Below are 14,820 nucleotides of genomic sequence, written 5' to 3'. Positions count from 1 at the left end.
TAATTTTGATTATTCTTCATCAAAACCAAGTGCTTGATTAACTAATGCTTTTTGTTGTTTAACATGTAAAGACATGTAACCAACCGCTGTAGATGCAGATGCAGCACGTCCAGCATATTGTAAACTTGCACCTTCTGGTAGCACACTACGGAAGTTGTGTTGACTACAGTACCACGCACCTTGGTTTTGTGGTTCTTCTTGACACCAAACAAAATCTTTCACATGTGCATACTCTTCAAGTATTGAGTTCAATTCATCCATTGGGAATGGGTAAAGTTGTTCAATACGTACAATAGCGACATTATTTAGTTTTTCATCACGACGTTTATCTAATAGTTCATAGTAAACTTTACCACTACATAAGATAACGCGGTCTACTGCTTTTGAATCTAGCTCATCAACTTCACCAATTGCATTCATGAATGTACCTGAAGCAAGTTCATCTAAGCTTGAAACAGCCATTGGATGACGTAGTAATGATTTAGGAGACATCACAATCAGTGGACGACGCATAGAGCGAATTACTTGACGGCGTAGCATATGGTAAACTTGCGCCGGTGTTGAAGGAACACACACTTGCATGTTGTGCTCAGCACACAATTGTAAGTAACGTTCTAAACGAGCAGATGAATGCTCAGGACCTTGACCTTCATAACCATGCGGTAACAATACTGTTAGACCACACATACGGCCCCACTTTTGTTCACCAGATGATAAGAATTGGTCAAATACAACCTGTGCGCCATTCGCAAAATCACCGAACTGTGCTTCCCAAATACATAAGCCTTTTGGAGCCGATGTTGAGTAGCCGTATTCAAATGCTAATACTGCTTCTTCAGATAAAACTGAATCATGCACGTCAAAATGACCTTGCTCATCAGAGATATTTTGAAGCGGAATGTAACGACCTGCTTCACTTTGCTCATGCAGTACAGCATGACGATGGAAGAACGTACCACGACCAGAGTCTTGACCTACTAGACGAATGTTATATTTAGAGTCTAATAATGTTGCATATGCTAAGTTCTCAGCAAAACCCCAGTCACATAGTTTTTCACCACGTGCCATTAACAAACGATCTTTGTAGATTTTAGCTACACGAGCGTGTTGTTTTTGATCTTCTGGGTATTGGCTAATTGATTCAGCAAGTTCACGTAAGCGATCTTTCTGGAATCCAGCCTCATAAGGAGACTGCCAAGTATGTTTAAGGTATGGAGTCCAATCAATTGAGTTACCTTGCATTGATTGCCATTCTTTAACAACACACTCACCATTATCCAGTGCATCACGGTAGTTAGACACTAACGTTTTAGCATCTTCCGCACTGATAACACCTTCGCTTTCTAACTGCTTAGAGTAGATTTGACGTGGTGTAGGATGTTTTTTGATGTTTTGGTACATCAATGGCTGCGTTGCACTTGGCTCATCAGCTTCATTGTGACCATGACGACGGTAACAAACTAAATCAATCACAACATCGCGTTTGAATTTATTACGGAAGTCAATTGCGATTTGAGTTGCATGCATTACTGCTTCAGGATCATCACCATTTACATGGAAGATAGGCGCCTGAACCATTTTTGCAATATCAGTACAGTAACGTGTTGAACGCGTGTCTTCACGGTTAGATGTAGTGAAACCAACTTGGTTATTGATAACGATGCGCACTGTACCGCTTACTTTAAATGCGCGCGCTTGTGACATGTTAAATGTCTCTTGCACAACACCTTGACCAGCAATGGCAGAGTCACCGTGGATAGTAATAGGTAAAACACTTTCACCGATACCGTTTAAACGTTCTTGACGAGCACGAACTGACCCTAATACTACCGGGTTGATAATTTCTAAGTGTGACGGGTTAAATGCTAAAGATAAATGTACGTTACCTTTAGGTGTTTTAAAGTCACTACTGAAACCTTGGTGGTATTTTACATCACTTGAACCATCAATATTTGCATGTTTACCAGCAAACTCATTGAAAAGGTCCGTTGGTTTTTTACCAAGTACGTTCACTAAAACATTTAAACGACCACGGTGAGCCATACCAATAACAACGGCTTCAGCACCTTGCTCACCAGAACGACGAATCAATTCTTTTAGCATAGGAACAAAAGAGTCACCACCTTCTAGCGAGAAGCGTTTAGCACCAGGGAATTTTGAACCGATGTAACGTTCCAAACCTTCCGCTGCTGTTAATTCTTCTAAGAAACGTTGTTTTGCTTCATTGCTAAAAGAAGGACGGCTTTCACTAGACTCAATTCGATTTTGAATCCAACGCTTTTCTTCAGTATCTGTGATGTGCATATATTCCACACCCAGTGAACCACAGTAGGTTCTTTTTAAAGAAGCGATTAGATCCTTTAATATCATGGTTTCATTACCAGCGGCAAACGAACCAACATTAAAGTTGGCGTCTAAGTCAGAGCCACTTAAGTCATGATAAAACGGGTCTAGTTCTTTAACTGTTTCAGTTTTCGCTAAACCCAGTGGATCTAAGTTTGCAACTTCATGCCCGCGATTACGATACGCGCCAATCAGTTGTAATACTTTTACTTGTTTAGCGTCATTATGAACAGCACCTTGTGGCGATACAAAACTTTTTGGCGATTTAGCCGCATGCTTCATTTGCTCACGGATAACTGAGTGGCGCTCTTCTGGTAAGTCACTCACACTTGGTAATTCATTAAAGACTTCGCGCCAATTAGCATCCACTGAACATGGATCTTCTAAATAAGACTCGTACAAATCTTCAATATAAGTAGAATTTGCCCCGGAAAGATGCGATGAGGCTAACCAAGTTTCCATAACATTAGTTGGCATTAACATTCCTTATATTTATTAATATCTAAATTAATAATGTTTATTTAAAAAATTAAACTGCGCGTTGTAAAAGCATTGATTTAATTTTACCAATCGCTTTAGTTGGGTTTAGCCCTTTAGGACAAACACTCACACAGTTCATGATACTGTGACAACGGAAAACACTGAAAGCATCATCTAAATTCGACAAGCGTTCTTCAGTTGCACTATCACGGCTATCGATAAGGAATCGGTATGCAGCTAATAGACCCGCTGGACCAATAAACTTATCAGGGTTCCACCAGAATGATGGACATGAAGTTGAACAACATGCACATAAGATACACTCATACAACCCATCCAGTTTTTCACGTTGCTCAGGAGACTGTTTAAATTCTCCTGCAGGTGGTTGTCGGTCATCAGTAATTAAGAAAGGTTTCACTTTTTCATACTGAGTATAAAATTGTGTCATATCGATTACTAAATCACGTACTACTGGTAAACCCGGTAATGGGCGAAGTACTACCTTACCTTTAGACAATACATCTGAAAGTGGTGTAATACATGCTAAACCATTTTTACCATTAATATTTAAACCATCACTACCACAAACACCTTCACGGCATGAACGACGGAAAGACAATGATTTATCTTGCTCTTTTAATGCAATTAGCGCATCCAATACCATCATGTCAGAACCTTCAGGTATCTCAAGGCTCATGTCCTTCATATATGGTTTGGCATCCACATCAGGATTATAACGATAAACAGAAAATGTAACATTCATAATTTAAAACCTTCTTAGTAAACACGCGCTTTAGGGGGGAAAGCTTCACGTAGCACTGGCGCCATATTAACGTCACGTTTACACATACTTTCTGTTTCAGGGTTGAAGATACTATGGTGTAACCAATTTGCATCATCACGATCTGGGAAGTCAAAGCGACTGTGTGCACCACGACTTTCTGTACGGTAGTTTGCTGCTAGTGCAGTAGAAAATGCCGTTTCCATTAAGTTATCAAGCTCTAAACATTCAATACGGTTAGTATTGAACTCAGCACTTTTATCACTTAATTTGGCATTTTTTAAACGCTCACGTAGTTTACGTAATTCTGCAAGCCCTTCAGCCATTGCTGGACCATCTCTAAATACAGAGAAGTTATTTTGCATACATTGTTGTAAATCTTTACGAATTTGGTCTGGACACTCTGTTCCATCACCTTTTTCCCATCGATTATAACGCTCTAATGCTGCTTCAATATTTTCATCTGTTGGTGCTTTAGCGGTATTTTCTTTTTCAAGTACTTTACCTAAGTGTTTACCAGCAGCACGTCCAAATACTACTAAGTCTAATAAAGAGTTACCACCTAAACGGTTAGCGCCGTGTACAGATACACTTGCAATTTCACCTACTGCAAATAATCCTTTCACTTCTACATCTTTACCATTTTCATCAAGTTTTAATACTTGACCATTCACTGTTGTTGGTACACCACCCATCATGTAATGACATGTTGGAATAATTGGAATGGGCTCATGAACAGGATCGACATGTGCGAATGTACGTGATAATTCACAAATACCTGGTAAACGCGTCTCTAAAACATCTTCACCTAAGTGATCTAGTTTTAGTTTAATGTGCGTTCCCCAAGGACCTTCACAACCACGACCTTCACGAATTTCAATCATGATAGAACGTGCTACAACATCACGACCAGCTAAATCTTTAGCATTTGGTGCATAACGTTCCATAAAGCGTTCGCCATCTTTATTTAAAAGATAACCACCTTCACCACGACAACCTTCTGTTACCAATACACCCGCACCCGCTATACCGGTTGGGTGGAATTGCCACATTTCCATATCTTGTACAGGAACGCCAGCACGTAATGCCATACCAACACCGTCACCAGTATTAATGTGAGCATTCGTTGTTGAAGCATAAATACGACCAGAACCACCAGTAGCAAGTACTGTAGCTTGTGCTCTAAACATGCAAACTTCACCAGACTCGATATCGATAGCTGTACAACCTACTACATCACCATCGTCATTTTTAACTAGGTCAAGTGCATACCACTCTGAAAAGATGGTTGTTTTGTTTTTAACGTTTTGTTGATAAAGCGTATGTAATAAAGCATGGCCTGTACGGTCAGCCGCTGCTGCTGTACGTGCAGCTTGTTCACCACCAAACTCTTTAGATTGACCACCAAATGGACGTTGATATACAGAACCATCTTCGAAACGAGAGAATGGTAGTCCCATATTTTCTAGTTCACGAACAGCATCTGGCCCTTCGTTACACATAAACTCGATAGCATCTTGGTCACCGATAAAATCAGAACCTTTAACAGTATCGTACATGTGCCATTCCCAGTTATCTGGATGAGAATTACCTAGTGCTACAGTAATACCACCTTGAGCAGAAACGGTATGAGAGCGCGTTGGGAATACTTTAGTAATCAACGCACAGCTTTTTCCTTCTTGCGAAATAGATAATGCCGCGCGCATACCTGCACCACCAGCACCAATAACTATCGCATCAAATTCACGAATTGGTAAACTCACCTTAAACACCCCACAAAATAACAAAACCAAAAACAACGTACGCAAATGCCACTGTCGTTAACACAAATTGTAATGTGCCACGTAGTAAAGTGCATTTAACGTAATCCGTTAATACTTGCCAAATACCAATCCATGCATGGACTAACATCGCAAGTAATGCCAATAAGGTCATTACTTTTGTAAATGTTAAAGAGAAAAAGTTTGTCCATACCTGATATGTGATATCTGCAGAGGCGATAAAACCAACAAGATATAAAATATAGGCTAATAAAATAACCGCACTGGCACGCAATAATAAATAATCATGCACACCACTTCGTCCAAAAGTACCTGCAACCTTTACCATACTAAAACCCCCGCTAAAATTGATAATACAGCAGTAATAGCAAAGCCTACTTTCGCGCTTAATGCTGCACTGTCCATTTCTTCCCAGTAACCTAAATCTTGAATCATATGGCGAACACCAAATACCGCATGATAAGCAAGACCAGTTAATGCACCCCAAAATACAAATTCAACTATAAACGTATCAAGGTAACCTTGAACAAGTTGAAAATCTTGGGCTGATGATAACGAGCAGTTTAAAATGAATAGGAATATTGCCAAGGCAATAAATACGATTATCCCAGAAACACGATGCAAAATAGATGCAGTTGCAGTAATGGGAAATTTGACCGTTGACAGGTCTAAATTTTTAGGTCTCTCTTTGCGCACAATGACTCTCTTATTAATGGCTAAAAGTTAGGGGTTGTTTCACAAACGCTATTGTTATCACAATGTTAACAAAACGTGACGTAAAGTTTCAAACTTTGTGAGCTAAATACCACACTATTGACTAAATATGATAAAAAAACACAAAATTTCATTTGCTGTAAGCTCAGATTATCAGAGACTTGGCATAACTTGTAGTGGTATTTTATATTATCAATATCATCATTGAAACTCATAGCGTAGATCCCATAGTTCAAATGTTAAATTTGACAAGTCCAAATTTTGACTGTAAAAATATGGTCATCGAAATTGTGTTAAAATTTTTTTATGTTTATGACAAGGGAGAAAAGAATGTCGGATAAAACTGCAATACTTCAATTGCCGGGAGATAAAACTGTAGAACTGCCTATTTTGAGAGGCTCAGCTGGTAATGATGTAATTGATATCCGTAGCTTAGGAAAAGCTGGATACTTCACATATGACCCAGGTTTTCTAGCAACAGCCTCTTGTGAATCTGCAATCACTTATATTGACGGCGACAAAGGAATATTGCTTCATCGTGGTTACTCTATCGATGAATTAGCAAATAAATCAGATTATTTAGAAGTTTGTTACTTATTATTAAACGGTAAACTACCAACTACAGAAGAATTCGCGAAATTTAAACATACTGTTTTACATCACACGATGTTACACGAGCAACTAGTTGCTTTTTACCGTGGTTTCCGTCGTGACTCTCACCCAATGGCTATCATGGTTGGTGTTGTTGGTGCATTATCAGCTTTCTATCACGATTCACTAGACATTTCGAACGAGTCTTGTCGTGAAATTGCGGCTTTCCGTTTAATCTCGAAAGTACCTACATTAGCGGCAATGAGTTACAAATACTCAATCGGTCAGCCTTTCATGTACCCAGATAACACCCTTTCTTACGCGGGTAACTTCTTGAAAATGTTATTTGGTATTCCATGTGAAGAATATGTTGTTAATCCAGTACTAGAAAGTGCAATGGATAAAATACTTATCTTACATGCTGACCACGAGCAAAATGCTTCAACGTCAACAGTACGTTTAGCAGGTTCATCAGGTGCTAACCCATTTGCATGTATCGCTTCTGGTATTGCTTCTCTATGGGGTCCTGCTCATGGTGGTGCAAATGAAGCATGTCTTGAAATGTTAGAAGAAATTGGTTCAGTTGATCGTATCCCTGAATTTGTTGCTAAAGCAAAAGATAAAAATGACCCATTCCGCCTAATGGGCTTCGGTCATCGTGTATACAAAAACCACGATCCACGTGCAACAGTAATGCGTAAAACATGTCATGAAGTTCTAGAAGAGCTTCAAATTGAAGATCCATTATTAGATGTGGCAATGGAATTAGAGCGTATTGCGTTAGAAGACCCATACTTCATCGAGAAAAAACTTTACCCTAATGTAGATTTCTACTCTGGTATCGTTTTACGTGCAATGGGTATCCCACGTACTATGTTTACAGTAATCTTTGCTGTATCTCGTACTGTTGGTTGGATTTCACATTGGAAAGAGATGCTTGATCAACCAGGTCAAAAAATCGGTCGTCCACGTCAAATGTACACAGGTGAAGTTGATCTTACTTACCCTGAAAAATAACACTGTAGCGCCACTTAGTGGCATTGCATTGTAATTTATATAAGCCAGTATTTTTACTGGCTTTTTTTTCAAAAAAATTTGAAGATAATGAACAAACAACTAATTGCTTTATCACTAAATGACACTTCATTTCCACCTGTTTCGGGTGCACTAGATGAACCAGATGGATTACTCGCCGTAGGCGGTGACTTAAGTCCTGAACGTCTAATCAGCGCCTATCAGCAAGCTATTTTTCCTTGGTTTTCTGAAGGTGATCCTATTTTATGGTGGAGCCCTTCTGAGCGGGCAATCATTAACCCTACACAAGTTCATATCAGTAAAAGTATGGCGAAGTTTATTAGGCAAACGTCGCTTACCATCACTGTTAACTATGCTTTTTCAGAAGTTGTTAATGCTTGTGCTTTACCGCGTAAAACACAAGCAGAAACTTGGATCAGCCCTGCAATAAAAGCAGCCTATCAAGAGTTACATCAATTAGGTGTAGCGCATTCCATCGAAATATGGAATGACCAAGACTTAGTTGGCGGGCTTTATGGTGTTAATATTGGTGGCGTCTTTTGTGGTGAATCTATGTTTCATCAACAAACTAATGCCTCAAAATTAGCCTTCATTGCACTGTGTCGACACTTTGCCAAACACCAAGGCCAGTTAGTTGACTGTCAAATGGTGACAACACATCTACAGAGTTTAGGTGTTACTGGAAATAGTAGAGAAAACTTTGTTAAGCAACTTAAGCAACATGCTAAAAAAAATATTAATAATAGCTGTTGGAATAAGCAAAAAATCTCACTATAAATCTAAAAATAAATATATAAAAACAAGGTGTAGTTATAAAACCATCAAAAAAATAACTTATAAGCTTTTGCTTTTAATATTTTTTTATAAATAAAATGAGAAAACAACAGTGTGACTTCATATAAAGCCATCACTATGTGATAAATGTTAAATTTTAGTAAAAAAATAATCCTATTGGTTTTTAAAATACTTTATGAATAACTTCTACTGCGGTGCATTTCGCTCTGCAGGTGTTGTTTTAAAACTATTAAGTTGGCTATGCGGATCAATGGTTTGTTTATGTTGTTTTGTGGCGCCCGCCCACCATACCAGTTGCCCAAATGTCCTGTTAAAGTAATCAAACCATGCACTTTGTGACTCTTCCGGTTGCATATCCCCAGACTCGGTAAATACCAATTGTGCTTTTGGTACATGAATCATGGCAGAAACAGACAAACACCCTAATTCAGAAAGAAATGTACGCATGTTCACAGCTGCTCGCATCCCTCCCCATTGACCGGCGGAATAGGTAACAATGGCACTTGGTTTATAGGAAAATAACGAACTTCCAAAATGGTTCAATAAATTAGCCAATGCCGGGCTCATTGAATGATTATACTCAGGTGAGACCATTACAAATGCATCACTGTCTTTTATTTTCTCTGCCAAGTCATTTAAAGCTGCGGGAGCTTTTCCATGTGCATAGGCAAATTGAGGTTTAAATACTTTGTCTAATGGGTAATCAAGTGGATCAATTAATTCAATATCATAATCGGCATAACTTTCCTTTAAGCAAGTCACACAAGCTTTAGCCACTCTTAAACCAAGCCTTGCCGGTCTTGGTGGCGTGCTATCTCGAACTGTTCCTAAAAAAACTAAAATCTTCATGGCAACCTCAATAATTTCACTAAAAACTCACACTGTTATCACTCATAATTGAAAGTGCCAAAAATTAATGGCACCTTGACTATCTTAACCAGTATCAATCGTTTAACGACTTAATACAAACTCATTAATCACTTCTGCAACACCATGCTGATCATTTGTCAGAGTTACATGATCTGCAATAGCTTTAATATCAACTGTAGCATTTCCCATCGCAACGCCTAACCCAGCATATTGAATCATTTGGAAATCATTACCAGCATCGCCTATACAAATAACCTCTTCTGCTGATAAACCCAGATATTTAGCCAGTGCGCTTACACCAATGCCTTTATTACTGTTGCTATTTAGAAATTCTAAAAAGTACGGAGTGCTCTGTAAAATACAAAACTGTTCATACAATTCAATGGGTAATTTATTAGCCGCAGTGGTTAATTTCTCTGGTGCTGCTACTAACATTACTTTTAATATTTTTTCGTCATCATCTAAGGTTTCGAAGTCCAACAGAGTGATTTTCTGTTGATTAATCTCAGCTTCATGATCTGTAAATTCATTGTGCTCTGGTGTAATCAGACCTTTTTGATGGGAAAAAGCATGAATAAAAGTCCCAACTTGTTGAGCAATAAGTGCCAATTGCTTTGCATCTTTACCTGTTAATACTTTACTGTGAATAATTTGTTCAGTTTTCACTGTTTGAATAACTGATGCATTATAGCTGAGTACAAAATGCTCATCGGAAATCATATCTAGCTCAGCTAATGCCCCCATCATGCCATTAGTTGGCCTGCCTGATGCTAAAACGACGCGAACCCCTTTAGCTTATGCTGCTGCAATAGCTGCTTTATTTTCATTAGAAATCTTTTTCTCTGAATTAAATAATGTTCCATCTATGTCTATTGCGATAAGTTTGTACATATCAGTCCCTGTATATTTTATTGATTACTTATATTTTACCCATTCAAGCACATCTGAAAATCGATAATGTTGCAATGCCGCAAACCCATTTAACTGACGCGCCTTAATTCGTGTAAAGATAGGCGTTGTTAACCCACAGAAAAAACGGGCTCTGAGCACATCACTATCATTTACCCCTAATTTTTCTGAAATTTCAATGTTTAACTGCACCGAATTAAATTCACTGAGTGGTTTTAAGCGCTGCAGTGCAGGCATTTTTGCAGGTTGTCCTGCGCAAACAGAACAATGTCCGCAGTTTTGTTGCAACTGTGTATCGGAAAAATAATTAGCAAGTTGCCAATTTAAACACTGATCACTTTCAAAAAAGTTAAGTAGATAGTGAATTCTCTGTATCTCACTTTCTTCTTTTTTGATGAATCGAGTTGCCAAATCACTTGCTAATGACGGGACTATTTTCGATTTATCAATTTTATAAACTTGTGTCATTTGTTTTGTTTGTAGTTCTATTAAACCTTGTTGATCTAAATAATCTACAGCAGTTAATATTCGATTTCGTTCACTTTGATACATTTGCTGCATTTTTTCAAAGTTAATAGTTAGCCACGTTCTCGCTCTATCTGATGAACCAAGAATCGCTTGTATAAACTGCGCCCTTTCACCATGGAAGCGATTGACTAAATCCGCTTCCGACACCAGTAATTTATATTTATACTCAGCATAATAACTATAAGCCGGCTCAAGTACCCCTTCCAACTCCAAATACACCAGTAACGTTTTTAACGTTAATAGGCGAATATTTGATTGTGTAGAGAGGCTATTCATCACCACTTCCCAATTGCCTTGTGTGTTAGTTATCTCATTAATAATGAAATCAATAGCACTACTTTCTGGCGTATCACCATATACAAAATTCTCAATGACATTGAGGTTATTTTTATTAGCAAGTACTAAACATTCAGACTGTTGCCCATCTCGACCGGCACGCCCTATCTCTTGAGCATAATTTTCAATCGACTTGGGTAAATCGTAATGTACAACAAAACGAATATCACTTTTATCAATGCCCATTCCAAAAGCAATAGTTGCAACGATCAACGAACGCCTTCCTGACATAAATTCTTGTTGTATTGATTGCCTACTTTCACTGCCTAAGCCAGCATGATAAGCCGTCGCTTGAATACCTTTTTGCAATAATGCCTCTGCAACTTGTTCTGCTGTTTTTTGTAGCGTCACATAAATAATGCCCGGCATATGCTGCCGCTCTTGTATCCAAGGAACCAATGTATTTAATTTATTGTCATCGCTCACACCTATAACAGCTAAATTTAAGTTACTGCGATAGGAACCAGTCAAGATGATATGTTGTTTGTCGATATCAAACTTATTGGCCATATCTTGTATTACATTTTGTGTCGCAGTGGCTGTTAGTAACAAAACTTGTTGAATAGAAAAAGCTTCGCGGTATTGAGCTAATTTTAAATAATCAGGACGAAAGTTATGCCCCCACTCACTAATACAATGGGCTTCATCAACCACCAGCAAAGAAATCGGAATTTTCTTTAAAAAAGCCCTAAAGCGCTCACTGTTAAGACGCTCCACTGAGATAAACAATATTTTTATCTCTCCCTGTGTGACACGTTTATAGACAGAAGCTGATTCTGCAGGGCTTTGCATTGATTGAATACTTGCCGCAGGTATCCCTTTCGCTTCTAAAAAGTCTAATTGATCTTGAATCAATGCCAATAAAGGAGACACTACTAATGTTAAGTGAGGAAGGTGTAATGCAGGGAGTTGGTAACACAAGGATTTACCTGAGCCAGTAGGAAAAATAGCCGCGGCACTATGTCCGGCTAATAAAGCAGAGACAACCGATTCCTGACCGGGTCTAAATTGTTCAAACCCAAAATACTGTTTTAAAGATGAATACATAACAACACCTGACCAAATAACTGAGAAACTTTAAATATAGTGCGGAAAACAATACATGAGTAAATTAAAATGCCCTAACCATTCTTTACAGCGAACAACTATTTCATTTTATGATCATTTACGTTGATTTAAGCGACTAACATAGACTGCTATTTTGTCACCTTGAGCACACAGATGATAGTAATAGCTGTACAACAATATAGATTGACTAAAACGCGTCTTTGTTACGGATATGAAGTAAAAGAAGTGATTATGGAAACTCATTGTTTGTTGTTCGTTTGACACTTATTCAAAATATAAAGAATGTTCAGGGTTCAATTAACAATGATTATGTCATCTACATGCCCTATCGCAATGACACACTATCAATAGCCTGGCTTTAACTTAAAGAACAATTTTTCCATCACATTGAAGAGTAAAACAGCCTAGAGGATTTATTTAACTGCTGAAATCCTTTAGCAATAAATAATACTTATACTATTTAAAGTTTAGATATGATGTTTAATGTTTTTCTAACAACTTTTCTCTATAAAACGCTAGCATCAATATCGACGCCACCTTTGAAGCTAAAAAAGTATGGAAAGGCGTGGGATTAATGGATTAGCCTTAATTGATCGTATCTTCAATGATCAATATATATATAAATTCTAATATTACTTATATTATAAGTAATATAAGTAATATATATAAATTCTAATATTACTTATATTATAAGTAATATAAGTAATATAACCCAATATAACTAAATAGCAGAGGTCTTGATGGCACCCAGTAAGAATCTTAAAGTAAGCAAAAGATTAATTATCACGCTATCCTCTATCTATGCCGTATCGCCTTTTGCTATTGATAGTTATTTACCTGCATTGCCTATTATCGCCAATGAAATGCAAGTCGATATCTCAATGTTATCGGTTACTGTTAGCTTATATATTTTCGGTTTAGCCATTGGTCAACTTATCGGTGGGCCGTTATCTGATAAACACGGGCGTTTACCTATTATTTTATTTGGTATCGGGATATTTGCAGTGGCCAGTTTATTATTAACCACAAGTACTAACATTTATATTTTATGGTTTTGGCGATTAATTCAAGCCATTGGTGGTGGCATTTCCATTGTCGGCGTGCCTGCTACTATCAGGGATAATGCTGACGGTAAAGAAGCGGCTAAGCTCTTTGCATTAGTATCTTTGATTATGATGATAGCGCCTTCTATTGCGCCGACCATTGGTAACTTTATTTTATCTTTACACAATTGGCATGCTATTTTTTACTTCGCGACGGCTTTTTCATGCTTTGCAATGTTCATGAGTTATAAATATATTCCCCATCAATCAGCCAAAGAACGGGTGATGTTAGCTGAAAGAGAAACAGTAAAAGAGAAACATAAAGGCATTAAATTTATTGATGTTTTTAAACATAAGCAAGCTATTGGCTATATGATTGCCCAAGCATTTGGTTTTGCAGTGATGATGTGTTTTGTTACTAATTCATCGATGGTTTACATGGAAATTTTTAAAGTAAGTACCGATACTTTTTCGATATTATTTGCTGCTAATGTCATTGGATTGATCGTCATTAATCGGATTAATAACTTACTACTTAATCGCTTTGAACCTTCAACACTACTGCGCTTTTTCTTAACCATGCAACTAGTTGGTGGCGTATTGTTAGTGATTTCTAGTTTTGTATTAGACAATTATTTCACCACAATCGTGATTGCATTTATTATGATGATCAGTGCTAATGGTGGCGTAATGGCTAACGCAAGTGCCTGTTTTCTTAAATACTTCGGTAAAGATGCAGGCACGGCTTCCGCTGTTTTAGGTGCTTTTCAATGTGCGATGGGCGCTTCAATCAGTGCCTTCTCCGCTTTTATCAGCATGGGAAAACTTGGCCCAATAGTGGTGGTCATGTTTATTGCCTCAAGCATCGCATTAAGTGCCGTTATTTATGCAAATAAACAACTTAAGATCACGGTAGAAAGCGAATATATTGAATAGTTCAAGGAGATAAAGCCAGCCTATTTGAATTTAACTAAAATACGCTAAATCGAGGAGGTTTTGGCTTTATTATAGTGATTTTCTGAGTCTTTAAATAAGACTGCTAAAATGACCATAATAATGTTTTTCACCTACCAGTGCTTCTAACGCTGGTGTGCTAGGATATGATGACCAACGCTCAGCAACAAACTTGACGGCTTCTTGATCACGCCACGTTAATTGCCAACATAATTGTTCTGCTGCGTTCGTTTTTTGTAGTATTTTATAATCGAGGATCAGCTCTGTGTCTGCATTTATCTCTTTAAACAGCAATAAACTCACCTCAATAACACGTGCAATATTACTCTCGGCAACATCAAATATGGCCACTTCATAACATAAACTCATTACTACTCCTGTTTTTTGGTGCTAGGTTTTCGATACTACACTATGACTATTACATATAAAGCTAACGACGACATATTAATGTAACACACTGATAAAAAATGTAATGTTCTGTAGGTTAACATGTCCATTTATCGCAAAAGTTAAATATCTATAAGTACAGAGATAGTAATACCAATTCCGTTAAAAATGTGATCTAATGTTCATATTCAAAGGAGATGATATG

The 14,820-nt window shown here is 37.7% G+C and carries 11 protein-coding genes and 1 pseudogene; 3 read left to right on the top strand and 9 right to left on the bottom strand.

What is annotated here, in order from left to right; genetic code table 11:
• Positions 1 to 9 precede the first annotated feature (9 nt).
• The 5 genes from sucA to sdhC are packed head-to-tail and all read right to left on the bottom strand — an operon-like array spanning position 10 to position 6,081.
• The gene (gene sucA / locus V6256_RS09855) at positions 10 to 2,820 is read right to left on the bottom strand and encodes a 2-oxoglutarate dehydrogenase E1 component (protein WP_341598045.1); all 2,811 of its coding nucleotides are present in this window, start codon (positions 2,818 to 2,820) and stop codon (positions 10 to 12) included.
• A gap of 52 nt (positions 2,821 to 2,872) precedes the next feature.
• Positions 2,873 to 3,586, bottom strand: a complete 714-nt coding sequence (locus tag V6256_RS09850) for a succinate dehydrogenase iron-sulfur subunit (RefSeq protein WP_341598044.1) — start codon at positions 3,584 to 3,586, stop codon at positions 2,873 to 2,875.
• Positions 3,587 to 3,600: 14 nt separating this feature from the next.
• Positions 3,601 to 5,367, bottom strand: a complete 1,767-nt coding sequence (gene sdhA, locus V6256_RS09845; RefSeq protein ID WP_341598043.1) for a succinate dehydrogenase flavoprotein subunit — start codon at positions 5,365 to 5,367, stop codon at positions 3,601 to 3,603.
• A gap of 1 nt (position 5,368) precedes the next feature.
• Positions 5,369 to 5,713, bottom strand: coding sequence for a succinate dehydrogenase, hydrophobic membrane anchor protein (gene sdhD / locus V6256_RS09840; RefSeq protein ID WP_341598042.1), 345 nt, complete (start codon positions 5,711 to 5,713; stop codon positions 5,369 to 5,371).
• Complete coding sequence (gene sdhC, locus V6256_RS09835) at positions 5,707 to 6,081, bottom strand: succinate dehydrogenase, cytochrome b556 subunit (protein ID WP_341598041.1); 375 nt, start codon at positions 6,079 to 6,081, stop codon at positions 5,707 to 5,709. Before sdhC ends, sdhD begins: the two co-directional genes overlap by 7 nt.
• Before the next feature lie 348 nt (positions 6,082 to 6,429).
• Between sdhC and gltA the strand changes: the two genes are divergently transcribed.
• Positions 6,430 to 7,707 carry a citrate synthase gene (gene gltA, locus V6256_RS09830; RefSeq protein WP_341598040.1) on the top strand — a complete coding sequence of 426 codons (1,278 nt, stop codon included), beginning with the start codon at positions 6,430 to 6,432 and terminating at the stop codon, positions 7,705 to 7,707.
• 87 nt (positions 7,708 to 7,794) lie between these two features.
• The gene (aat, locus tag V6256_RS09825) at positions 7,795 to 8,502 is read left to right on the top strand and encodes a leucyl/phenylalanyl-tRNA--protein transferase (RefSeq protein WP_341598039.1); all 708 of its coding nucleotides are present in this window, start codon (positions 7,795 to 7,797) and stop codon (positions 8,500 to 8,502) included.
• Between the two features lie 204 nt (positions 8,503 to 8,706).
• Here the strand turns inward: aat and V6256_RS09820 are convergent, their stop codons facing one another.
• From V6256_RS09820 to V6256_RS09810, 3 genes and pseudogenes are all read right to left on the bottom strand, one after another.
• The gene (locus V6256_RS09820; RefSeq protein WP_341598038.1) at positions 8,707 to 9,369 is read right to left on the bottom strand and encodes an NADPH-dependent FMN reductase; all 663 of its coding nucleotides are present in this window, start codon (positions 9,367 to 9,369) and stop codon (positions 8,707 to 8,709) included.
• A 102-nt stretch (positions 9,370 to 9,471) separates the two neighbouring features.
• Positions 9,472 to 10,281 (bottom strand): annotated as a pseudogene (locus V6256_RS09815) (Cof-type HAD-IIB family hydrolase).
• A 24-nt stretch (positions 10,282 to 10,305) separates the two neighbouring features.
• On the bottom strand, positions 10,306 to 12,210 hold the full coding sequence (locus tag V6256_RS09810) for a RecQ family ATP-dependent DNA helicase (protein WP_341598037.1): 1,905 nt from the start codon (positions 12,208 to 12,210) through the stop codon (positions 10,306 to 10,308).
• Positions 12,211 to 12,971: 761 nt separating this feature from the next.
• On the opposite strand from V6256_RS09810, the gene V6256_RS09805 reads away from it, so the two are divergent.
• The gene (locus V6256_RS09805) at positions 12,972 to 14,210 is read left to right on the top strand and encodes a multidrug effflux MFS transporter (RefSeq protein ID WP_341598036.1); all 1,239 of its coding nucleotides are present in this window, start codon (positions 12,972 to 12,974) and stop codon (positions 14,208 to 14,210) included.
• A gap of 90 nt (positions 14,211 to 14,300) precedes the next feature.
• On the opposite strand, the gene V6256_RS09800 is transcribed toward V6256_RS09805, so the two are convergent.
• Entirely contained in the window at positions 14,301 to 14,597 is a 297-nt protein-coding gene (locus V6256_RS09800; RefSeq protein WP_341598035.1) for a hypothetical protein, read from the bottom strand.
• Between the last annotated feature and the right edge of the window lie 223 nt (positions 14,598 to 14,820).

Source organism: Psychromonas aquatilis (assembly GCF_038155185.1).
Taxonomy (GTDB): Bacteria; Pseudomonadota; Gammaproteobacteria; order Enterobacterales; family Psychromonadaceae; genus Psychromonas; species Psychromonas aquatilis.
This window is presented reverse-complemented; position numbering and strand designations above follow the sequence as displayed.